The sequence below is a fragment of the Photobacterium makurazakiensis genome (assembly GCF_050336715.1).
In the GTDB taxonomy this organism is placed as follows: domain Bacteria; phylum Pseudomonadota; class Gammaproteobacteria; order Enterobacterales; family Vibrionaceae; genus Photobacterium; species Photobacterium makurazakiensis.
The window spans coordinates 1-22572 of record NZ_JAKJSJ010000047.1 but is presented as its reverse complement, the minus strand read 5'-3'; the positions used below and the strand labels follow the sequence as shown (position 1 = coordinate 22572).

Genomic DNA, 22572 nt, shown 5'->3' with positions numbered 1-22572 from the left:
ATTTACAAAAAAAATGTATATGTTGCTGATTAGAGTGTGAATAATGTCTATTATTGCCCAACAGATAATTATAAATATACTCACGATGGAAATCGCAACAAGTTTTTCGGCAGCCCCGATAGAAAAAGAAGCTATAGACGCAGCTATTAAGCAGTTATCCCTGAAGGTATCAAACCCCAAGCTTGTATTGGCATACTTCTCAGAGCATCATGATGAGAGCATATTCCAACAGGCACTTTTTGAAGCATTCCCCGGAGCACAAGTATTAGGTTGTTCCTCTTGCCAAGGTGTGATGACGGATGAGGGCTATAACCGAGGTAGTGGTGTTGCTTTATGGGCAATTAGTGATTACAACGGTGCCTATGGCAGCGCGATTGTGTCTACTCATCAGCCTTACTATGCTATGGCACAGCAGGCATTACTAAAGGCGATTTCTAGTAGTGGCCGTTCTGGAGAATTACCGTCATTAATATTACTCCATGCTAGCCCAGGTAATGAAGAAGAAATAATTCAAGGCATTGAAGATGAACTTGGTATTTCAGTGCCTATCATTGGCGGTAGTGCTGCTGATGATTTAGTTCAGGGGAATTGGAAAATATTCACACATGAACAACGTTGTGTGAATGGTGTTGGTATCAGTGTTTTCTATCCATCTTGTAATATCAGCTATTCATTCCACTCTGGCTATGCCAGTACGGGGTTTAGTGCTGTCGCCACAAAAGTGAATGGCCGTGAACTTGTTGAACTCGATGGAAAACCCGCGATTGATGTGTACCAAGCTTGGATCGGGCAAAAACTGACAGATCAAAACAGTATTGTTTCAAAAAGTAATTTGAATCCACTCGGCCGTATAGCAGGTACAGTTCATGAACTTCCTTATTTTAAGCTTTCGCACCCACTAAAGGTGACGAAAAAGGGCGGTATAGAACTGTTTTCAACCATTGAAGAAGGAGAAACCTTATTCTTCATGGCTGGAACCGAAGAGCGCTTAATATCAAGAGCGGGCAGGGTAATTGACTCTGCATTCGATATTGGTAGTAATAGCAGAGAGCTTGATCCCATCGGAGGCATCACCATTTATTGCGCTGGTTGTATGTTACGGGTTCAAGAGCGCATGGAAGAAGTCGCTCAATACGTGAATAAAGCCATGCACCATGCTCCTTTTGTTTGTCCATTTACATTTGGTGAGCAAGGGCAGTTTATTGGTGGTGAAAATGCCCATGGTAACCTGATGATTTCCGCTGTTCTTTTCCATAGAGATTAAACCATGCCCAGATATGAGTCTGAAAAGCTACAAGAAACGTTGCTTGAACTTCTACGAAGCCAAGAACGAGAGAAGCAGCTAAGAGATGAAAATACCGCTATTCTTGCGGGTATGTCTGCGATGGCTGGAGCGAACAATAAGCGCCAAGTATTCAATAGCTTACTCTCTGTGTTAAGGAAGTATATCGGCTTTGAACACGCACTGGTCTTAACAAGGGAAGACGAAACGTCGCCATTACAAGAGCTGGTTACCACCTGTCGATATTTTGAATCGAGCGTTTGGTCTATTGGTAATACCTTTATTCGCTCAATGAATGGTGAAAGCATCGCCTTGTTTGATCCTCGCCAGGTTTACGAGTTTCAAAATTTACCAGAAGAAATGATGCACTACTGTAAATCTGTGTTGTTAACAGGAGTGAAAGTTAGTTCAGGCGATGCGCTATTATTGTTTTTCAATTCAGATAAAGGGCAATTCACCCCTAAATGTCGCCGTGTTCTAGAACGTTTTAGACCGTTACTTGAGCGAGCAATTATCGATATTGATTACCGCGAACGCTTACAGTCATTGGTTACAGCAAGAACTCAAGAATTGACCCACAGCCAACTACGCTTTAAAGACTTTGCTAAAACAGTGGGCGATTGGTTTTGGGAAGTTGATACCGATTACCGCTTCACTTATATTTCATCGCCAAATCTTGCCAGCCATCTTGTTGATACAGATAATATCTTTGATGTTTTTATTGAGAAAGAAGAACTTCAAACCAAATTAAGAGCTATTTTTGCAGAAAATCGCCATTTTGAAGACTTAGAGTGGCAACTTCCTGAAAGTGAAGGTGGTCTGTGGATTAGCTTTAGTGGTACTCCGTATTTTAATAAGCATGGCCATTTACTGGGTTATCGCGGCACTGCAAAAGACATATCTAACCGTAAAAAGCGATTGTTTGAATTACAAGAAGCCCGCAAGCAAGCGGAATCCGCGAACAAAGCGAAATCAGAATTTTTAGCGATGATGAGCCATGAAATTCGCACACCATTAAATGCAGTACTTGGCTTAATGGATACTTTAGCGACTTCAGGTTTATCATTAGAGCAGATGTCTTGGGTTAATCAAATGGATCAATCAGCTCAATTACTGCTGACTATCATCAATGATATCCTCGATTTGTCGCGTATAGAATCTGGTAACTTTGAGTTGTTTAATGCTGAAATGCGATTAACAGACAGCATTGATCTCGTCATCACACAGCTTCAGGAACAAGCACTTAAAAAAGGAATTACATTAAAGACAACCATTGATGATGATGTACCTAGGTTAATCATTGGTGATAAAAATCGTATTTCTCAAGTGCTGTTTAACCTTGTTGGTAACGCAATTAAATTTACTAAGAAAGGCCATGTATCTGTTGATGTTCGCCGTAACGACGACACATTAAAACTTTCAGTTATTGATACTGGCATAGGCATTTCTAAAGAAGCACAGCAGCTACTATTTAATCCATTCATTCAAGCTGATGGTAGCATTACTAGGAAATATGGTGGCACCGGATTGGGGCTCGCCATTAGTCAGCATTTAATCTCAAAAATGGATGGTAAAATACACCTCAGCAGTGAACTGGGCACTGGCAGTTGTTTTTGCGTTGATATTCCGATCATTGAACCTACAGAAGCAACGAAACAACCTGAAGTGCAAATCGTACATCATGAAAATATTTTGCCATTACAAATATTAGTTGCAGAAGATAGCTCAACAAATCAACTTGTCGCCAGACTAATGTTAGAAAAGCGTGGCCATCAAGTATTCATTGCAAACAACGGTGAAGAAGCCGTTGAGATGATAAATGCGGATGATGTTCAATATGACATTATATTGATGGATATTTCGATGCCAGTAATGGATGGCTTGAAGGCAACCAAGATCTTAAGAGCCGCAGGAAACACAATTCCAATTATTGCTTTAACAGCGAACGTTATGCAGCCCGATCAAATTGAGTACTTCAAAGCCGGCATGAATGACTTTGTAGCAAAACCAATAAGAGCCGCTGAACTTGATGGCGTGTTAACCAAGTACCAAGCTTTGATAGCCAGTGAAAGAATGGCTATCTCATTATGAGAAAAACGCAGAGCTTATAGCTCTGCGTTTTTTTAGGCTTGGTAAACCAAGCCTGTAATTAGCACTATGTTTGAAGTATCAGGCAAACTGACCATTTGCAGCAATACTTCAAAGAAGTGCTAATTACCTATTTTATGGTAAATAGCCAATACTGTTAAATAGCATTAGTCATTAACGAACCTAGCAATACAGTGGAAAGTGGTGGGGTATCAAATAGATATGAAATATAGACTCATCCAAATCGTATTTAACATAATATACATAATGCGTACTGAGGGGTCTAAATTTAACAAGAATGCGTCACTAACGAAACGTCCATTAATCCCATCAAATTAGTCTCTGGAAACAGCTAGTTAAATCAAAGTACGAACCTTTTCACCCAACTAGAACTTGATTAGCGTTGAGCTTTGTAAAACGTGCTGACTGACTCGATAAACATTGCTGGCTCGATTTTATCGGCCACACCGATTGGTTGGCACTTTATTGATTGGAAAAAACTTTTAATGAGATGAATTTTTGCGAGGTATATCATGCTCCACGAATCGTTTGTGAAATTGTTTTGGCGACATTTTGATTCCCTTGATGAAGCTGCGGCGTGGTTTCATGTCAAACCCATCACCGTCAAACGTTGGTTATCCGGCTGGATTGATGTGAATCCGATGGCTGAAAAACTGCTAATTATCCGTGCCCGTGGCTATTTGCCCGATGATACCCGTTGGCAAGGTTTTCGGATTGATGAATATCGCTGCGCCATTATTACCCCTGAAGGACGTCGATTTAGTCCAAAGGAATTGGATTCTTGGGCGTTGCGTTATGATGAATACCACGCATTAAAACGGCTTTATGAGCTGGACTACGTTCCGGTTCGTACCAACGTGGTCACACCGTTGCCATTCCGTGGCGGCCGACGACTTAAAGAAGCAAGAAGTGACACCGTGACAAAAGAGAGAAAGAAAGCTGCACGTAAGAAGCAAGCTAAGCGTGCGAACCGTTAACTTCCCTAGCCTCTATATATGACAWAGCCCGCGATTGCGGGCTTAGGGTTTTAATCACATTGTCTAAATAACTGATCGTTGTTTTCATCTACCAGCACAGTACTTACAAATAAATCTTCCGCTACCAGTTTCAATTTATTATCACTTAGCATCGGCCATAAGTCTTTTGCCATTCTATCTGTTCTAAAACGTTCCTTAGTGACAGCTTGAAGTTGCTTACAATAATCATTGGTTACGTATTTCGATTTACCTATATAGGAAATCGACATTCCCAAGCTATCTTCTCGCTCAACTAGACTAATACCTTTTACTTTGAATTTGGTTCCTTTGACTCGCTTGCCTGAAACTTCTTGGCTTGAAAGTTTTGTCGCAATTTCTAATCGTAATCTTCCGATTTCATATGACGTTACAGGTGTACTTTTTAAAATATCTAACATCGATATTTCACCATTGTCCGATAAGTCAGAGCCTAAGGAATTAAAGCTGACAATCATTAATGACGTGAGTATAAATCGTTTCATGCTGTTCCTTGCGTTTATCTATAGCAAGTTAGAACAGTACATTGATGATTTATAATGAAAAACCAAATTATTAACTATGCGAGTTACTCAACAAGTTACTGGAACAACACAGCCTAGCGATCATCAATGTTGTCTTTCATTCTCCATTCTAACTTCATAATCCGTTTTTCATGCTGGGCTAACATTTTCTTTAGTTCTCCTAACACCGACTCATGAGCCTTCACCGAACGGAAAAGTAAGTAGCAGATAATCAACGTTGGAGGCGTAACCCCTAGCTCTGAAAACAGCTTAATGAGTTCTCCCACACAAGCCCCCTAGCCTTTATTTTCCCGGCGAACCGTATCGAATAAACCGATAAACGCAGCGGCTAACATTGGAATCGTGCCACCAAGTTGTGCGCCAGATTCACCAACTGTCACGGTAACGAGATCACTATTACCAGTGAACAAACCTACGGCAACACTGCCTAGCAACATCAAGCCTGTTTTGGTGCTCGTCTGTTTCAAATCAATCATAACCATCCTTTTTTACGTAGATACTTGAGTGTGTATGCGCCAATCACAACCCCTGTGACACTGAGCGCGATTGAAGTAACGGCTTTCTTGGTTGTCATGCCAATTTCACTCCTTCCATGACTTCACTTAGTGGATATTGGCGGCCAACTTCCATACGAGCCATTGCTTGAATCACGACTGCAACGGTGTCGTTATTCTTGGCATCAAGCATTTGGTGTTTGCCGTATCCCGTCCATTGCGAAACCATGTTTGCGTAATGGTCGCTGTCATTTTCATGGCTAGGTGCAAAGGTATGCACAATGCTATCAATGGTGTTCACACCACGTTTTTGATAGCTACGTAGTACACGGGCGGCGGCACGAAAACCGTATTTATCATCTTCGAAAATTGAGAATCGGCCATCGCTACCGACTTGGCCGCGCCATTTATTACTTGCTTTGTATTCAATGTTTAGCGGATTGTTGTTACGGATACCGCGTGGTTGTCCGGTTGTCATGTCGTTCGTCATCCCAGTTAATTCATTCCATGACAGGCCGCTACTTGGTTTGGTTGTGGCGGCCTGTTTATTGCGGCTAGTTAGCCAAAGCAAAATAATGGTTAACGCTAATAGCCATTTCATAGTCGAACCTATTCGGCGTATGGTGATTGGTACTCAACCAAGGTATCGAATGCACTCGAACCATCGGCATTAAAGAAACCAACCCGTTGTGGATACGGTGTAAGCTTGGCGCAAATGGCGTACTCCAATAAGCTGGATGCGTCCGCCATCGTGATAGTGACTTCGTTACCTATTTGGGCTTCGGTAACAATGGATTTTTCACCGTTGTAGTTATTATCCGAACTATGTAATCCGCAGATACGCAGCACCGCATGGTTAGTTGGCTTATTGGTTGAACCCGTAAAGCGATGGGTATCAATCGTTACACCATTCGCTATGTCGGTATGGTCCATCGTTTTCAGAATATGAAATTCATCATTGTTGCCAGTCGGCCAAACCGTTGGAGATAGTTCGGGGTTTTGTTCGTCATTGAAAAACGCCGCTGCCCAACCAATCACCAAACCATCAGCACCGTTGCCCCATTGTTGTTGAACGTCATAGAATGCCAAGGCATAACTTTTGTTTTCATCCAATATCAAACCGTCCTTACGCAAGATGGAATGATTAGATTGATATCCGCTAAAGGATTCACAAAAGACAACGTCTTCAATCTCACCCGTCGATGGGTTCAATTCCAATAAGCCCCACTTACAATTGCTGCCAAGGCGTACCGATGCCGTGACTGTGACATATTCGTTGCGGCTGCCGTATTTCATATCAATGGTGGTTTTTCGTTGTGGTGAAAACGGTGCAAGTGCAACGGCCTTATAAGCGAGTCCATGAAATACCATGGCGGCTTTCACGCCTTCGGGTTCGCCAATCGTGACATAATCTCGATTGGTGATATTCGCCCCGCGATAATCGACACGTACCCCAAAGCTTGATTGGTAGATGTTGTCATAACCAATCACTTCACCGCCCCAACCTGTAGGAAACATTGCAGCACTTGAGGCGGCTTCACTGAATGCCGTTTTATCAAATACCGTTTCTTTGGGTGTGAACGTCGCCGTGGTGTTGAACGCGGGATGAACCGCTGGTGCAACAAAATCGCCGTTATGGATTAAGTTCACAACGGGCTCGCCGCTTAACAGTTTTTCCAGTGCCGCCAACTTATCAGCACCAAGCTGTAGTTCATCAGCCAAATATTCAATCTTGTTTCGTGCGCTGCCAATCGGTAGACGTTCGCGCAAAGTTTTATCTGTCATCGAGTGACCTCTATTAATTCAATGCTGTCGCCATCGCTGCCCGTGAACTCCAAAGCAGCAGATGATTCGAGTTTTAACTGTTCGCCTGCGGCCAGTTCCCAACCTTTGTTTATAACTATTGCTTGAGTGTTTGCTAAACCCGCTTTCATTAAAATGTGACAGCGTGACGTATTGGCGATTATTGATGAAATACCGCCCTCAATGGTTAGCTTGCGAGCTAAAATGCCGTCACCCCCCACGGGTTTGGTCAAAAGTGGCGTGGTTGCATAGACTCTAACCGCCTGACCACTCTCAAATTTCACCCTTGGCAGTTCACTAACGGTGAGTTCTGGCATTTGTGACACCGTGACTTGTTGGTTATCCGCTAATTCCATTTTGGGTAGCTGGCTAATCACCACCGCTTGCCCATCAACCAAAGCCACTTGTGGCATTTCACCAATGTTGATTTGTTGATTGGGTGACAGGGTCACTGCTGGCATTTGAGTCACTGCCACTTCTTGCCCATCCGTGGGCGGTATGTAGCGACCGAAGCCGCAGATGATTGAGACAATTCCCGCCTCGCCCATATTTTCAACCGTTATGCGTCCAGCCAATTGCGGGTCAATGATCTGCGCGCCTTCCCTAAGCTTGTAATCGCCGCGCTCGGTAGTCACATTGACCGAACCACTACAGCTCTCGATATACAGAAATTCACCGACTGCCTGAAATTGCGCACGTTGTCGGGGCTGCATCATTTGGTAAAAACTCATGATTTCCCTTTCATCATCATTACGGCTAAGAACGCCATCACCATGCCAACCGCAATGGTCATTTGTTTAGAGGTTGCGACCTGACCGCCATCGACTTTCATCGCGGCCAGTTCGGAAATCTTCTCCAAGTTTTCTGTATTCTGGCTGGCTTGATTGCCAGCTAGCCCCGCCAACATTTGCAGGTTTTCGCCGTGGGCTTGGCTGACTTCTTCAATCGCCAACGTTGATACTTCACTGTTTGCCAGTAGCGCATCACGGCCAAAATCCATTGCATCGGTGATGGCATCCCTGCCAAAGTCCATGGCGGAATTAACTGAACTTTCGCCCATTTCCAAAGCGGCCATAGAAACGTCTGCATTTGTGATTAATGCCAATTCACTTAATTCGCTGGCGCGTTCCATGGCACCGTGGTCGGTCATGGTCACATTGATACTTGAATCATTCACACCCGAAATGGCAACGCCAAGGTTGTCACCATCAATGGCATTCTGACCGCTGGTATTGGTGTTCGTGGTTTTATTGCTGCTTTTGCTGCTGCCACCTTTACCCATTAACCTTTCCTCACGCCAGATTTGCCACCACTACGCCGCTGAACGCTGGTTGCTTTCAGCTCGCCCATTTCTGCGCGTTTATTCATCACCGCAGATGGATGCCGTTTCACTTTTTGAGGCTTGGATAAATTCCCACGCACCTTGTTCGTTGGATTCGGCTTGGTCGGTTTTACTTTTCGGGTTGAGGTACCGCTTTTATGTGGGTTAAATCCTTTGCCGCCACCACCGGATTTACCTTTGCCTTTGTTCTGAGTAGGTTTGCTCTTTCCCATTGGTTACTCCCTTAACGCCAATTGGTGAACGGTTTCTTGCTTGCTGTCGAACTCCCTAATTTGCTCGACTTGCTTGAAACCAAACTGATCCAATATGCGGCGCATGCCTTTGCGATACGTGTGATAGCTAATTGACTGATAACCGCAGTCGATGACACGCTCAATAATATGGTTAGCCGCCTCCACCAAACCGCGCCCAGTCATAGCAATGATGTGATAACGGTCTCCATCTACTCGGCTAATAAACCAAAGTTTGATGCCTTTGCCTGTTAACAGATAAAAGCTGGCTTGGCCTTCACACACCAAGGTTTTCACTTCTTCCAGTTCAGCTTTGGGCATATCCGACCCCGAAAAAGCAGGCTTAATCAGTGATAAGTGGGCATGAAAGTCGGGTGCATTTGGGCGGATTAATCGAAAATGCATTAGGCCACCTTTTTAACCACAAACCACAACACACCAACAGCTAGCATCACGGTTAACCAAGTGGGCAGCGAACCGCCGCCCATATTGATGCTACCAATACGGAAACCAGATTCATTACTGGCATTTACCCCCGAGGGAGCGGCAGCACCGCCCCCCGCATTAATCGGCATTGAACCATTGTTGGTGAGACCTGGTATCTCCATCATGCTTTCTTCCCCCAAACAATGTCGTACAACCACAATCCCATCAGCACCGTGACCAACACGCGCAAGGTCTGCCCGACTTTCTCACTGGTAAATAAGCCTGATATGTATCCAACAGTGCCAGCCAATAACGGCCAAAAAAGTAATGGCATTATTTACCCCGCATCATCAAAAACATAAACATCATGACGACCACAACACCGCCACCAATCATCATGGTTTGGTTGTTCGAACCTGTATAAATCGGCTGTCCGGTTGGCTGTTTCGCAGGCTCTTGCCTCTGCGGCACTCGATTTTCTTCGGGTGCTGCCGAAGCCACTTTTTCAGCTTCGTGATCAAACCAAGAATCTAACCATTGCTCACCGCCAACACTGGCAGAATCCCAAACACCACCCAAGGTTTCACCGATACTATCGAATAGATCCATGGCTTCCCCTTATGCCTTAGTTGGTAAGGCGTTCACTTGTTCAACGGCTTCAACAATCACCGGCACACTACCGACTTTGTTTTTATCTAGCTCAAAAGTCAGTTGGCTACGGGCAGCAGTATTCAACATGCCATCAGCGCCAAAGCCGTAACGGATGAAGTCGAGGCTAAACCAACCTTGGTTTTGTTCTTTCTTCGATTGGGCTAAGTCAAAGGCGTTATCAATTTTGGTGACGTTGATTTCTTCGAAGGTGTCACGCACTACACGAATACGATCAATTGAATCATCTAAGAAGTGAATGCGCTTAAGGTTTAAGGCTGGACTACGCTCAGCAAAATCAAATGGCGTTCGACCTGTGGCGGCAGCGAACCAAGTGATTTCATAAATACGCGGCATGTAGTAACGCGTTGCTTGTGCTGGCAGAACATGTGCGCGGGCACGAATGGTTGGCGTTGCTACGTCACCATCTTTGGCTTTCAAGGTGATATGAATAAACCAGATTTCACCACCAAGGGTAACAAGGTCGGTTTGGCGTACCCCGATTTTAGTGCGGAGTGTTGGATCACCAAATGAAAGAATGTAGCGGCCTTGTTCGGCGTAGTTCTTGCGGTGGGCTTGCAGCTTAACCAGTGTTTCACCGCTAACGCTGATTTTAGCCGACCCATTTAAGGAGACTTCGACACGTTCAATGTCTTTTGCGTCGGTAATATCGGTGATTAGCTCAATGCTGTGATAAGTGGGACCCGATACCAAACGCAGTGAAGCGCGGTTGCCCCAACCCACGCCTTCAACGGGATCGAGTTCTTTAGGGCGCGGAGCGAATTTGGTTTGAAGTAGTTCCATGCTCTACCCCTTAACCAATCGCGTCTTCAACGGCATCAACATTATTTGATGCCCAGACAACTAGCCCCGCAGCCAGTACCGCAATCACACCTGTGATCACATAGCCTTTCGTTTTTGCACTCATGTAGTTTGCTCTCTATTAGTGAATGTGAGTAATTCACCAATAGAAAAGCAAGTGATTCGGTTTTAAGGCAAGCACAAAAAAGCCCGCTAAAGCTATAGGTTAGCGGGCTACTCTATGTTTGACCTAAGTCAAACTCTAACAAAGCTAAAGTGCACTTATCTCCTTATACAATTCATTCAAATGAACAATTGATAAGTCTAAGATAGGCTCATACATAAAAGAATTTAAATGAATGTTAGAACTGACAGTTACGCTAACTTTTTTCAAACTTATCAATGCAGGAGTTACACCTGAAACTTCACTTTCATACTCACCTAGAAGCCGACCAAACATTTTATTGTCACTCCAATATGAAACATCCCCTTTTATTAATCTAAGTTGTTCAGTTATATATTTCTCAGCCTTAATCCTAATTGCAATTGACATTAAAACTTTATCTTGCAAGTTTATGCCTTCAAACTTATTTAATCCAACTATTTTATCTGCTGTCTGAAAAAGGATATCTAAAAGTTGTTCACTACTTGTTTCATCATGAGTTGTATTAAAAGTTTCATTGTAAACTTTAAAGAAATCACCTTTAGTTATTGTATTACTTTCCTTTTTCCAATGTAACAACTTAGTCAGCTTTAAATAACCAGCATCATCTTCGCCTTTAATGTACTCAATTAAATTTCGAGTAAACGGGACACAGGAATATAAAATTGAATCATCCTTATTAACCTTCCCTTTCCATAACTTTATGAATATGTTATTAACACCCTCTGCAGGAACCAGCTTAATGGAATCAACATCTTTATTTGCCATTAAGCACCGATTTCTATTCACAAATAGTTGCGATAGTGAACGATAGAAGTCAAAGTTATGAGTTAATATTATTTGATAGAAGTTGTCTATCGATGTTAAATCTTCTAAGTACTGAAGAATAGCATGCTTATTTTTATAATCGAAAGAGTCTGCTATATCATCAATGATATATAGGGTCTCTTCATTTTTTTGAATTTTATTCTCAACATCAAAAATAAAATTCAATAAGTATAAAGCTCGTTTTTCCCCCTGACTCAAAGCTTTGATCTCAGAGCGAGTACATTCACTTTTATCTTGCCCATCTTCAAAAATGAACTTTAGTTCTGCTCTTGCCTTACCTAACACCGCATCAGATTGGTTAAACAGAGATAACTTAAAAGGCATATCAACAAATCTAGAATTGAAAAGCTTTATCGCATCGGCCCACTTTGGAGCTTCTTCAGCCGCCTCTTTTTCAATCTTTTCTATTTCGGCCTTATTTTCATCCCATGAAGATAAGTAATCAGCGGCTTCATTAGATGAGTTAAGGTAGAAAGACCATAATTCCTGCCTAAATAAAGATTGATTACTTGGGTTTACACGGCTAATTAACGTATCGACTTCAGTTGAAGTACAATTCTCTAATAGCTGCTGAATAGTCAGTGTTTGTGCATTTTTTGATAATGACTTTTTAAGGGTACTTAGTTGGGTATCACTATCAATTTTTTTATTAATGTCATTCATTTTCCCTTTAAATTCATCCAAACCAATGACATTACTATCACCATTAATTTGAATAGAATGACCAGCTTGAAAGAATGAGTTTTTCTCTAGTGCAGTACAGCTATTATTAGCCTTAGTTGGATTAAATACACCTTTTATATATAGTCCACCACACTCATTAAAAACTTCATCATATCTATCGACAAATTCCCTTGCCTTTAAAATAAATTCTCGGCTATTAAATATGTCGCTGGCTTTTGGGTCAAACAATTCATTATAATAAAATTTATCATAATTATATTGTTTTTCATCTTTCTTCGCTTTGTATATAGCATCAATGAAGTCTTTTGCATTGAAGTCTTTTATGAGCTGTCTTTCGATATCGTTTTTTTTAACCTTAGAAGCTCTTTGTAGTGACGAAATCAATTTGGATTTATGTTTCTCAACTTCATTCATTAGAGTGTCATATTTAGATTTACTCTCTCTATTTATCAATAAGTTTGATACTGAGACATCATCAGAGTTTAAATCTATTTCTGATCTGAGAACATAAATTTTAGTTGCATCTATTTCTGTTGAATTCAACTTAACATCAAAATCACTAGATCGACCAAAGCGCTCTTCAGTGGGTATATTTCCATTGGATATGTCTTCAAAACTTCTAGTAAAAGATGTCTTCATTAAGCCATTTGGTGCATATATGGCATATGCCTTATTTGAGCGTCCTTTCACAGAAAAATCAAACTTTTCATCTAACTTACTTATACCATAACAATTTTCAAATCTTACGGTTAACTCACTCATCTTAGTACACCAAAATTATAAAGAAAGGCGATCATAAGTGTACCATAAGCAGCTAGGTGCTCAGTCCGTAAGTTAATATTGATTTTAATATTTGTGATTTAGTCAATTCTTTGTTCCCAAACTATTCTAACTTAATTAATGGTAGATAGGCTTGGTGATAATTTCACCGCATTTGCATGTAACTGTTTGTAGCTCTTCATCAATCCAAAAGTCTTCGTCCTGACCACATTCAGGACATGGCTTAAATACAATCCGGGGTTCAAACAACATAACCATATGCAACCAGAAGCAATAAACATTAATTTCGTTATACCAGTATTGTTAACAGAAAATATTGTCTGTATTAATTTTTTGAGACTTGTTCCTAAATCAAAATCCATATTCGCTGAATTCGTCATCAATTAACTGCTCCAAATCACGTAAATTGGTGAACAAGTAGGTCGCAAATATTTCAGCGTCTAGGACAGTAAGCATTTCGTTTGATTGTTCAAGGTAAGATAAATAGCGAAGTAACGCCCAGCGGGTTGAATGATAAGACGTTAACAGTTCAAGTCCCTCTTCACCCACCTCAAGTTTGAGAATATTGGCAATATTATCCAGTGAGTTTAGTAGTTTGTATCCATATTCAATAGCCTGTTTTTCTTCCATTTGGCTATTGTAAAACTGCATAAACTCACTAGTAATAATTGGCTTAATCATGGCTTTACACTACCAGCGAATAACTCCCTTTTTCCACTCTTTACCATCTTGCAAGATGTACTCGAGTTTCTTCAACGGGATTATCTCACTAGCTGGTATCCCTGTTTTTTGTTGTAAATAACGGGCACTGTCATCGGCTTTTTGCATCATGACACACGCGAACTGACAGTTATCAATGATGGTTTTCGACACTTCTTGCCCACGCTGGAACATATTGATTGAGTGTAGGCCATACTTGCGGCCTAGCCTCAAAATCTTGCCGTGGTACCCAGTTGCTTTACCTGCGGTATTGGTGTGTTCGGCCACTTCTTCGCAGATCACCTTTAATGACTTTTTATGTTTGCCGTTCCCCACGCCCCAAACCACCATGCAGAATTTATCAAAGTCTTCTTCGGTAGTTTCGTGCTTGGGGCTATAGGCGATTTTAAAACCTTGGTTGGTTTTGCGTCCGGCAATCAATGCCTTGGCAAACTCTTTCAAACTGGTATAGGTGCGAACTACGCGCCCTGCTAATTTGCCTTGGTAGTCACTGAGCGGGTCGAAAATAGCCACTTGGTCAGTGGCTTTTACAAACAGCTTCTTGGCTGCGGAAGTTTTCCCGCAGCCTGACATACCAACCGCATACGCATGATTGTTATCTAGCGCGTTGTTCTGGTTGATAGGTTGAAGGTTCACGCAGCGGCTCCCACGGTTTTATGGTGATCATCATTCGCGGCCTGTTTGGTTTTCTCTTTGGCTGCGGCAATATCATCCGCGTTTAACTTCTTTACCTGCATATAGCTGGAAATACCTAACATCCCAATGGCAGCAACGGCCATTAGCTCATCCATGTATTTAGCTAACCACGGTGGCGGATTACCGCCATATTTCACGATAAGCGGCGCAACTTTAGTAGCAACGGACTCTGATTGTTGGGGATCAAATGCAAAGTTATGGTGCACTACTGTTTTCATGGTCTGTTCAATGGTCATTAGGCCAACAAAGACGATACCTGCGGCGGCTTCCACTTCTAACGCTTGCTGTTCGGCTTGATTATCGACGGCTGTTGGGTCGAAATCTTCCCCGTCAAGGCTATTAACAAAGGTGCTTTCATCTTGCTCGGTATGGCTTTCAAGTTGATCATGTATCTCGCCATCATTGGCGGCTTGTGTTTCGGTATTCATTCCATTTCCTTTGGTTTGTTTTGGTTAAAATCGGGTAATTAAACCGCCTGTTAAGCCACCAAGCACAAGGCCAGCAATAACGGCACGCCATGCACTCGGTTTCTTTTCGGCTACGGGTTCGGTTTGTTCACTATTGGTTTGGGTTTCAGGTTCACTTTGTGGCTCCACCTGTTCGGTTATGATTTCGGTTTGCTGTGGTTCAACTTCCGTATCAGATTCGGGTAGCATTTCGGGTTCTAAAGCCTGTTCCACTGCGGGTTGTTCGCTTTGATGCAATTCTTCCAAAGTGGCAAAATTCACTTTAAATCGTGACTGCCAAAATTGGCCTGTTTGCTGGTTAGTCCCGCAATCATCACAAATCGAATACAGGTATTTAGACCGCTTTCCCCTTGCGCGGTGAATGGTGCGAACATTGCCACACTCACATCGGTTTATGCCTTCAACCTTGTTGGTTGAGGTACGAACGGGCATTACATCAGCCATGTTTCCCCCTTTGCTCTAATTCAATGAGTTTTTGGTTAACGCCATTCATCCAAACCAGTACCAACCGCAATGGTGCAAGCACCTTGTTGATGAACATATTTCCTTTGGCCTTATCGAGTTCGGCTTTTAATTCCGCCGTGATTTTGTCTAGTTCCATTAATGTTCCAGTCCTTTAAGCTGCTAATTGCAGGTTTGCGTAATCTTCTCGGTCGGCCATATGTGCTGACCATTCCAGTTCGGTAGGTTCTTCATTGGGTTTAATAAGCGGATCACTTAATACGTGTTTCCAGTATTCACGTTTAAGTAAAAAACGTTGGTAGCTATTGGCGTATTCTTCTTGTGCGATTTCTTTCGCTTCGGATACTGACTGTAAGTAGTCAGGATCATCGCCTTTGGGTTGCATGGACCACCCTCTAGCCCCAGCCGCCCAAAGCAGAAAATCATAGGCTTTGTCTTCGGCTAATTCGCCATCAAAGGAGATACAAAAGCGGTTCTTCGTCGAGGCATGAATACCTCGGTTTTTTATTTGGTCATTAATGGCTTTCTGTTCGGCTTCAAGCCTTGTTAGACGGGCATTGAGCTTATAAATCGCGGACTTTGGTTTGTTAGCTTTTTTCGCTATCGCTTTGGCCTTAATGGTTTGAGCCTTTTGCTTTTCAAGGCGATAAAGGCTTCGGTTTAACGGTTTTTTCCACTGCTCCAATAAATAGCCAAATTCTTTGATGATCGCGGCCATGTTATGCGATTCAAAATTGGCTAAACAATCCCAACCTGGTGCGCGGCTACAACGGGCAATGTTGTAACGGTTTCCTTTAATCAAACCTTGATCAGCGTTATCACCTTTCGCGGCGTAACCCACGGCTTTTATAATGTATGTGCCTGCGGCTTTCGGTTCACGGATGCGCTCTAAGTGCGCGAACCCGTTACCCCAGATATTCTCTAACCGTTCAGCCCATGCTTTGAAGTGCTGCTTTTCAACTTTCCAGTTCATGAGTAAATGCACATGTGGATTGGGTTCACCGTCTTCATTGGCTGGACACTCTGCTACCCAAATGTAATGGAAGGGATTTTCAACGGGTTCAAGCTCAAACAGTTCACCGTCTTGGTCGACACCTTGCCAGCCACGCTGATACATCTTTTTGATGCCATCTAAGAAACGGGATACTTCTTTGCCCAAGGTACTTTCACCACCAAATACGGCTAACCGTTGTTGCTCGGTAAACGTCAGGGTCAAGAACGTGGTAAAGCCACCTTCACACGAAGCAACGTATGCACCCGACTCAAATATTTTGGTCACGGCACGTTGGGTTAATTTCTCGGTATAGCGTTCACCACTTTGTGGCTCTGGCGCGTCACTTGGGCGGGTTTGTGTATGGTGAATTAGCCGATAAGTCCCCGACCATTCGCGGTGCATCAATCGAACTGTGGATAACCGCTTGTCACTTGGATGCTCTGCAAGATCGTACAAGGCATCGTGATTAAAGAAAGCCTCGGTACTACCTAACTCTGTCGGTCGTCGCTTAGCGGCTTTTAGCTGGCTGATTCTGGACGATAAACTAACCACCTTCGGGCGTGTCGGACTTTTGCAGCCTTGGACGAGACTACTCTTTTCGTCACTTCGTGCCGCCGCTTCGCGGGCGTGTTCGGTGTCAATGTCTTTGGTGTGCACATAGTGGCGTTGAGCATGATGATGAAGTTTTTCCTGTTCATATTTTGCCCATTGCTCGAAATCGGAACCTAAAAAACCAGCTTCATAGCTGGCTAGGTTCTTTTTAGTGCGGTCATGTGGCTGGACGGAACCAGCCACATAGAGCAAATCGTTAGTTGAGATCATCAACATCCCCCAGTAGATTTGCTCGACCTCCGCAGTTTTCACAAACTGCGAATAATGGCGGTGATGCAAATGCCCCAACCGCTTTATCATCAACGTGATGGCATCGTTTGCATTGATACACACGAACAATCATTAAGGCCATTACAAGCCTCCCATCACATTGATCGCCTGACGAAAAGCCATGAAGATACGACGATACTCTGCGGCATCATTAAGGAAAAATGCTGCACCTTCACTATCTCCGTCTAGGCGATTATGTCGTGCTAACGTCATGGCTTGACACCACTCGTTACGAGCATGGTTTGCCATGTAATCGGCAGTAACCGACTTATCTAACGGAATAGTTACTTCATGCAATGGCATGGAAGAAACCGCCGCCCCCAACTTGGGGGCGTTGGTCACTTGCTTAGGGATTCGAGTGTGTTTAGCTTGCTCTTGGCAATGGTCGCAACCACAAAAGTCACCGCCACACTTACATTGTTCATCAGCGTTATGACGAGCTGCTGTAAAAGATTTCACTGCTAGACAGTCTTGGCAAAGTACAAGATTATTCATGTATTGCCTCCTTACCCAAACAGTCATGGCATGTTATAAAACCCATTTCGTCGTGATCGTAATAATCAGTGATAACGCCACAACTGGTACACTTTGTTGATTCACTTGCGCAACCGTCACACATCCAAATAACTGAATCATCGGTTTGATGCTCATGGCATGCATCAGGCTCATTACAAGACTGGCAGTTCATTACAATGCTCATGCAGCCCCCTTATGAAATTTCGCTAAGGCGGCCTGTAGTTTTGGTGATTGCGGTAAATTAGCTTGGCGTCGATTTATCATTACGGAATTTGCGGCACAATCTGCGTGAAATAACAAAGCGATGGTATCTACTTCACGGCGATAGCAAAAAGCTTTACCGATTAAACCAGTCAATTCCGAGTAGTTACCGTAACAAAAGTTACCTTTAAAGCTGGCACGTTGAAGCCCATAGAAGGTTTTATATAGCTCTCGCATTGAATGAAATTTCATCGTGCACCTCCAACCATCAAATCACGCTTGTATTGGTAGGCGGCTAAATCTTTGAGGTATTGGCTATGCTGCTTGGTGCGTTGTTCGGTGGTTTTGAAACCAAACTTGCTACGAAGTTGGCGAACAATGCTTAGTGAATTCTTGGTTAGTTCTGGATTCGGGTTGGAGCATCCAGCCATATCTGGGCAAGGTCGATGTATTGGGCTGCTCGGTGTAACGATCAATGTGTTCATCTGCTAGTATCCCTATAAGCAAGTAAATGCATGTGCATATATAGGATTAACCAACTTTCAGATGTATACAACCCACCCATGGGGATGGGAAATATCATTTTGATCGCTTATTATTTAACAACTTAAAGAATTTCTGGGGCTATTAATGACTTACACAAATGAGCTATTGAACGAGGTGAAAGCCAAGTACAACCTGCCCTCAGAGTATAAGCTGGCTCAGAAATTAGGTGTCCATGATTCGCGTTTGTATAAATGGCGAAAAGAGCTAAACTCTATGGACTGGGATATGGCGTTCCAAGTTGCTGATTTACTTGAAATTGATGATCAGATTGTAGTGCATGGATTACTCAAAGATAAGTACGAAAACCCCCGCCTAATCAATGCGTTATGTAAATAACCCCCTTATTTACACGTAAGTTATTGTTTTACCACACTATACATAATGCGTACTGAGGGGTGTAAGAACTAATTAGAAGTGTCATGTTTGAGCCAGATTGAAATGTCATGTTGAACTAGCCTCTAAGCACCTTTGTTTTGCCGTGTTTGGAGCCTGTGGATGTTATTGACCATGACTGACAATGAATTAATGAGAATCAAGCTCGTCCAAGATATCTGTGATAAACGGATCACTGGTGTTGAAGCGGCCCGTTTGCTAAAACTTAGCACACGGCAAGTTTATCGATTGGCCCGACGTTTCACTGAATTGGGCTCTGCGGGTTTAATTTCACGTAAGCGCGGTCAGCCTGGCAACCACCGTCATGATGACAAACTAAAATTACAAACACTGGCATTGCTCCATCAGCTGTATGCTGACTTTGGGCCGACACTCGCTCACGAAAAACTGACGGAGCTTCATGGTATCCACGTTGCCGTTGAAACTCTCCGGCAATGGATGATTGCAGATGGCTTGTGGGTACCTTACGTTAAACGCAAACCTCGGATTTACCAGCCACGTCATCGCCGAGATTGTCGGGGTGAATTAATTCAAATCGATAGCTCCCATCATGATTGGTTTGAAGGTCACAGCGACAAGTCGGAAAACCGTCAGCCTTTTACAGTGATCGTCACGCGGTATTCCATGTCAGTAAACGTGACGCACAAACCGAACGGCTAACCCAGTTTGGTCGTGTACTCAAAAATCTAAACATCGAGCTCATCTGTGCGAATAGTTCACAGGCCCAAAGGTCGTGTTGAACGTGCGAATAAAACGTTACAGGATCGCTTAGTAAAAGAAATGCGATTACAACACATTGGTACCATTGAACAAGCGAATGCTTGGCTCCCCGACTTCATCGCTGGTTTCAACCGCCGGCTTTACTAATCCAGCATATGAACCAAAAGAAGTGACACTGTGATAAACGAGGGAAAGAAAACCGGTAGCCTCGTTTGTTTGGGTCAACATCCACCTAAGTCCCCTAGCCTTTATTTTCCTTGGGAACTGGACAACCGCAGCAGCGAACATATTTTTAACTCTATGCTGTACGGGTGATGTACCTACGGTCACATTCACTGGCGTAGACTATAGCGCACGGATACGGACTTATTCTAAACTCACTTTATTAAAGTGTTACAGCGTGACGAAGTAATCAACACCGACGAAATCACTCATGTAGAGATTAATTTACAGGCAAAAATCATAACGACTTTACGGGTTTAGTTAACAGAAGCGTAACTGTATATACTCTTACCGCTTGTCTGTTCTCAAATCTTATCCAAAGAATGATGGTTGTTATGTCTCAAATAGAAAAATATGCTACATAGTCCGCACATCATAGTCTTTTATAATCACGACTTTTTACTTGAGATCCTGAGATGGCAACTTAAGCAGGGTAAGAAATTCTTTTCTCCGATTCTAACCGGATAAAGCTTATTAGTTTAGATACCAAACCAATGAGCTATTGACTATATAACCTTAGACAGTGATGTATATTTTGATAGTACTTCTAGCCTTCGTAGTCACCTAGATTGATACCTTAACACCAGCCAATCAAGGTGTTTAAGCCGGTAATATAAAAAGCAGCCAGAGCCATATAACATTATATTTATCATGAGCTTAAGTTGTTAATGAGATAATTAATATTAATTAATCACCTCATCCCGTTTTATTGTTTTGGGTTATGGTAGTTTTCGCTACAACAATCAAACAAGGGGCACGTGATGACTAACAATTTACCGTCATCCACCTCAAAATTTCAACAAAAATTACCACAAATCCATAACCAAATAGGGCTATCTACATGAGTACGAATTTGTCAAAAGCAACCATCCTTTTTCATTGGGTAACAGGCCTAATGTTTCTAGCAGTTTTAGGATTTGGGCTTTATATAGGAAGCTTGCCAAGAGGCCCAGAAAAATTTGAGCTACTTGGAACGCATAAATCTTTAGGCATCGTTGTCTTATTTATAGCAACAGCTAGAATATTCTGGCGTCTTAAAGAAGGTCAAATCTCGAGCTTATCTAAATTGAAAAAATGGCAAGAGCTTCTTTCCAAAGTTATCCATTTTTCATTACTACTCGCAACCATAGCAATGCCAATTTCGGGGTTAATGATGAATATCGGTGGTGATAGAGCGACTGACGTTTTTGGCATTGTACTAATTCCAGCAACTGAAAAGATTGAATGGTTAAGTAGCCTTGGTAACTTTATTCACGTGCAATCAATAAATATAATAATTGCTGCGCTTGCTCTGCATATATTAGCGGCGTTAAAGCACCAATTTATAGACAAAGATGGTAGTGTAACCCGTATATTAAGCCTACAATAAAGTAATTAAAAGTACACTAAGGGAAATTATTCAACAGCTATTTTCTTTCAAAAGCGGTCATTCATAGGCCGCTTTAATTTATCTTTCTATCTGCATTGTCGTAAAGGACATCGTAACTCTCATGGTGGTATGCCTTCCCCCCTCTCAACCCCCTTGTTACAGCGTCACTAACCACTCCTCCCTGCTGGCTTTATTCGGACTAGCATCCCATAGGAGCAATACCAACCTCTCTTACGATCTAATGTAGCCTTATTGAGATGTACAACTAGCTTCCCCCATCAACGTTACGATTTAAAGATGATTATTTCTTTTACATTTAATCACCACTGTGCATATTGTATTTGTCTGTAAAGACATAAAATTATGGTGCACTAGCAATAAGCAAACATCCTTTAATTGCTATTACTGGAAATAACTAACCGCTTTTTATCAAACACTTAAGAACGGAGTTAGATAATTCATATTAATTAATTATCTAACTCCGTTTTCTTTTTTACGGTTGTGATAGTTTTCGTCACAACAATAAAACAAGGAATACACAATGACTAACAAAGTTCTGTCAGCCTTTTTGTTAGCGGTTTTTGCTGCGCCTACAACAGCAGAAGTTACCCTAATTAATCCTTTCGTTGTACCTGAAGAGCACAGCGATACGGTTCTCAAATATTGGGAACAAGCAAGAGACTACCTTCAAACTCAACCTGGATACATATCAACTAGCTTACACCGCACAATACAGCCAGATAGCCAGTTTCAGTACATCAATGTTGCAAAGTGGGAGTCAGAAGATTATTTCAAAGCGGCAATTATGGGTATGAAAACAAACGTAGCCCCCCTTCGCGTAAGTGGTGTTGAAAACTACCCTGCATTATATGAAGTAATTCGAAACTAATAAGGAGTGCTGAAATGAAGATGAGAAAAGCTATAAAATGCCTAACACTATCACTAGGGTTACTGATGACGGCCACTAATGCTTATAGTGCCGCTTACGGAGTAAGCCTTGAATGGAAAACAGATGACGATCAAATCATATATGAAGGTATGAATGCCCAACGAGCTGCGTTTTCGGACTTAGTTAAAGAAGGCATCATACATGACTTGTATGTTAGACACTCAACTGTGAACGATAAACAGTTTCCAATTATCAATTTTGTTATGGAAGCCGATTCAGCAGATCAGGTGTTGAAACGCCTTGAACCACTCCCGTTCTTTGAAAATAATGTTGTAAGTGTTAATCAAGTACGTAGTATTGGCACCAAG

At 42.4% G+C, this 22572-nt stretch carries 31 protein-coding genes and 2 pseudogenes; 8 read left to right on the top strand and 25 right to left on the bottom strand.

What is annotated here, in order from left to right; genetic code table 11:
• Positions 1-85 precede the first annotated feature (85 nt).
• The 3 genes from L4D09_RS19810 to L4D09_RS19800 all read left to right on the top strand — a co-directional run bounded on the left by L4D09_RS19810 (position 86) and on the right by L4D09_RS19800 (position 4368).
• Positions 86-1264, top strand: a complete 1179-nt coding sequence (locus L4D09_RS19810) for an FIST signal transduction protein (RefSeq protein WP_428459292.1) — start codon at positions 86-88, stop codon at positions 1262-1264.
• A 3-nt stretch (positions 1265-1267) separates the two neighbouring features.
• A complete protein-coding gene (locus tag L4D09_RS19805; RefSeq protein WP_428459255.1) occupies positions 1268-3373 on the top strand; it encodes an ATP-binding protein in 2106 nt (701 codons plus the stop codon).
• Positions 3374-3903: 530 nt separating this feature from the next.
• Positions 3904-4368, top strand: a complete 465-nt coding sequence (locus L4D09_RS19800; protein WP_428459254.1) for a phage protein — start codon at positions 3904-3906, stop codon at positions 4366-4368.
• A gap of 50 nt (positions 4369-4418) precedes the next feature.
• Here the strand turns inward: L4D09_RS19800 and L4D09_RS19795 are convergent, their stop codons facing one another.
• The 25 genes from L4D09_RS19795 to L4D09_RS19675 all read right to left on the bottom strand — a co-directional run bounded on the left by L4D09_RS19795 (position 4419) and on the right by L4D09_RS19675 (position 18550).
• Complete coding sequence (locus L4D09_RS19795; RefSeq protein WP_428459253.1) at positions 4419-4889, bottom strand: hypothetical protein; 471 nt, start codon at positions 4887-4889, stop codon at positions 4419-4421.
• Positions 4890-5002: 113 nt separating this feature from the next.
• Complete coding sequence (locus L4D09_RS19790; RefSeq protein ID WP_428459252.1) at positions 5003-5194, bottom strand: hypothetical protein; 192 nt, start codon at positions 5192-5194, stop codon at positions 5003-5005.
• 9 nt (positions 5195-5203) lie between these two features.
• Positions 5204-5404 carry a hypothetical protein gene (locus L4D09_RS19785; protein WP_428459251.1) on the bottom strand — a complete coding sequence of 67 codons (201 nt, stop codon included), beginning with the start codon at positions 5402-5404 and terminating at the stop codon, positions 5204-5206.
• A gap of 94 nt (positions 5405-5498) precedes the next feature.
• Positions 5499-6023 (bottom strand): virion protein, encoded by a 525-nt coding sequence (locus tag L4D09_RS19780; RefSeq protein ID WP_428459250.1) that lies wholly within the window; start codon positions 6021-6023, stop codon positions 5499-5501.
• Positions 6024-6031: 8 nt separating this feature from the next.
• Positions 6032-7207: a hypothetical protein gene (locus L4D09_RS19775; RefSeq protein ID WP_428459249.1), complete on the bottom strand. Its 1176-nt coding sequence runs from the start codon at positions 7205-7207 to the stop codon at positions 6032-6034.
• Positions 7204-7956 carry a hypothetical protein gene (locus L4D09_RS19770; RefSeq protein ID WP_428459248.1) on the bottom strand — a complete coding sequence of 251 codons (753 nt, stop codon included), beginning with the start codon at positions 7954-7956 and terminating at the stop codon, positions 7204-7206. Before L4D09_RS19770 ends, L4D09_RS19775 begins: the two co-directional genes overlap by 4 nt.
• Positions 7953-8507 (bottom strand): chemotaxis protein, encoded by a 555-nt coding sequence (locus tag L4D09_RS19765; protein WP_428459247.1) that lies wholly within the window; start codon positions 8505-8507, stop codon positions 7953-7955. Before L4D09_RS19765 ends, L4D09_RS19770 begins: the two co-directional genes overlap by 4 nt.
• Entirely contained in the window at positions 8507-8779 is a 273-nt protein-coding gene (locus L4D09_RS19760; RefSeq protein ID WP_428459246.1) for a hypothetical protein, read from the bottom strand. Before L4D09_RS19760 ends, L4D09_RS19765 begins: the two co-directional genes overlap by 1 nt.
• A gap of 3 nt (positions 8780-8782) precedes the next feature.
• Positions 8783-9202, bottom strand: coding sequence for a hypothetical protein (locus L4D09_RS19755; RefSeq protein WP_428459245.1), 420 nt, complete (start codon positions 9200-9202; stop codon positions 8783-8785).
• Complete coding sequence (locus tag L4D09_RS19750) at positions 9202-9408, bottom strand: hypothetical protein (protein ID WP_428459244.1); 207 nt, start codon at positions 9406-9408, stop codon at positions 9202-9204. Before L4D09_RS19750 ends, L4D09_RS19755 begins: the two co-directional genes overlap by 1 nt.
• Positions 9405-9557 (bottom strand): hypothetical protein, encoded by a 153-nt coding sequence (locus tag L4D09_RS19745; RefSeq protein WP_428459243.1) that lies wholly within the window; start codon positions 9555-9557, stop codon positions 9405-9407. Before L4D09_RS19745 ends, L4D09_RS19750 begins: the two co-directional genes overlap by 4 nt.
• Entirely contained in the window at positions 9557-9832 is a 276-nt protein-coding gene (locus tag L4D09_RS19740) for a hypothetical protein (protein WP_428459242.1), read from the bottom strand. The genes L4D09_RS19745 and L4D09_RS19740 overlap by 1 nt, the downstream gene beginning before the upstream one ends.
• Before the next feature lie 9 nt (positions 9833-9841).
• A complete protein-coding gene (locus L4D09_RS19735) occupies positions 9842-10675 on the bottom strand; it encodes a major capsid protein P2 (protein WP_428459241.1) in 834 nt (277 codons plus the stop codon).
• 268 nt (positions 10676-10943) lie between these two features.
• A complete protein-coding gene (locus tag L4D09_RS19730; RefSeq protein WP_428459240.1) occupies positions 10944-13109 on the bottom strand; it encodes a hypothetical protein in 2166 nt (721 codons plus the stop codon).
• A 369-nt stretch (positions 13110-13478) separates the two neighbouring features.
• The gene (locus L4D09_RS19725) at positions 13479-13808 is read right to left on the bottom strand and encodes a hypothetical protein (protein ID WP_428459239.1); all 330 of its coding nucleotides are present in this window, start codon (positions 13806-13808) and stop codon (positions 13479-13481) included.
• Positions 13809-13817: 9 nt separating this feature from the next.
• Complete coding sequence (locus L4D09_RS19720; RefSeq protein WP_428459291.1) at positions 13818-14420, bottom strand: ATP-binding protein; 603 nt, start codon at positions 14418-14420, stop codon at positions 13818-13820.
• 59 nt (positions 14421-14479) lie between these two features.
• A complete protein-coding gene (locus L4D09_RS19715) occupies positions 14480-14971 on the bottom strand; it encodes a hypothetical protein (protein WP_428459238.1) in 492 nt (163 codons plus the stop codon).
• Between the two features lie 24 nt (positions 14972-14995).
• Positions 14996-15454, bottom strand: coding sequence for a hypothetical protein (locus tag L4D09_RS19710; protein WP_428459237.1), 459 nt, complete (start codon positions 15452-15454; stop codon positions 14996-14998).
• Complete coding sequence (locus tag L4D09_RS19705) at positions 15447-15611, bottom strand: hypothetical protein (protein ID WP_428459236.1); 165 nt, start codon at positions 15609-15611, stop codon at positions 15447-15449. The genes L4D09_RS19710 and L4D09_RS19705 overlap by 8 nt, the downstream gene beginning before the upstream one ends.
• A 15-nt stretch (positions 15612-15626) precedes the next feature.
• The gene (locus L4D09_RS19700; RefSeq protein ID WP_428459235.1) at positions 15627-17288 is read right to left on the bottom strand and encodes a rolling circle replication-associated protein; all 1662 of its coding nucleotides are present in this window, start codon (positions 17286-17288) and stop codon (positions 15627-15629) included.
• A complete protein-coding gene (locus L4D09_RS19695) occupies positions 17275-17430 on the bottom strand; it encodes a hypothetical protein (protein ID WP_428459234.1) in 156 nt (51 codons plus the stop codon). Before L4D09_RS19695 ends, L4D09_RS19700 begins: the two co-directional genes overlap by 14 nt.
• Positions 17430-17843, bottom strand: coding sequence for a hypothetical protein (locus L4D09_RS19690; RefSeq protein WP_428459233.1), 414 nt, complete (start codon positions 17841-17843; stop codon positions 17430-17432). Before L4D09_RS19690 ends, L4D09_RS19695 begins: the two co-directional genes overlap by 1 nt.
• Positions 17836-18048, bottom strand: coding sequence for a hypothetical protein (locus tag L4D09_RS19685; protein ID WP_428459232.1), 213 nt, complete (start codon positions 18046-18048; stop codon positions 17836-17838). Before L4D09_RS19685 ends, L4D09_RS19690 begins: the two co-directional genes overlap by 8 nt.
• Complete coding sequence (locus L4D09_RS19680) at positions 18045-18317, bottom strand: hypothetical protein (protein ID WP_428459231.1); 273 nt, start codon at positions 18315-18317, stop codon at positions 18045-18047. The genes L4D09_RS19685 and L4D09_RS19680 overlap by 4 nt, the downstream gene beginning before the upstream one ends.
• On the bottom strand, positions 18314-18550 hold the full coding sequence (locus L4D09_RS19675) for a hypothetical protein (RefSeq protein ID WP_428459230.1): 237 nt from the start codon (positions 18548-18550) through the stop codon (positions 18314-18316). The genes L4D09_RS19680 and L4D09_RS19675 overlap by 4 nt, the downstream gene beginning before the upstream one ends.
• Positions 18551-18695: 145 nt before the next feature.
• On the opposite strand from L4D09_RS19675, the gene L4D09_RS19670 reads away from it, so the two are divergent.
• From L4D09_RS19670 to L4D09_RS19650, 5 genes and pseudogenes are all read left to right on the top strand, one after another.
• Positions 18696-18947 (top strand): transcriptional regulator, encoded by a 252-nt coding sequence (locus L4D09_RS19670; protein WP_428459229.1) that lies wholly within the window; start codon positions 18696-18698, stop codon positions 18945-18947.
• Positions 18948-19106: 159 nt separating this feature from the next.
• Positions 19107-19896, top strand: a pseudogene (locus L4D09_RS19665) (helix-turn-helix domain-containing protein); the annotation flags it as partial.
• Positions 19897-20787: 891 nt separating this feature from the next.
• Positions 20788-21315, top strand: coding sequence for a cytochrome b (locus tag L4D09_RS19660; RefSeq protein WP_428459228.1), 528 nt, complete (start codon positions 20788-20790; stop codon positions 21313-21315).
• 541 nt (positions 21316-21856) lie between these two features.
• Positions 21857-22204 carry an antibiotic biosynthesis monooxygenase family protein gene (locus L4D09_RS19655; protein ID WP_428459227.1) on the top strand — a complete coding sequence of 116 codons (348 nt, stop codon included), beginning with the start codon at positions 21857-21859 and terminating at the stop codon, positions 22202-22204.
• A gap of 14 nt (positions 22205-22218) precedes the next feature.
• Positions 22219-22572, top strand: a pseudogene (locus L4D09_RS19650) (hypothetical protein); the annotation flags it as partial.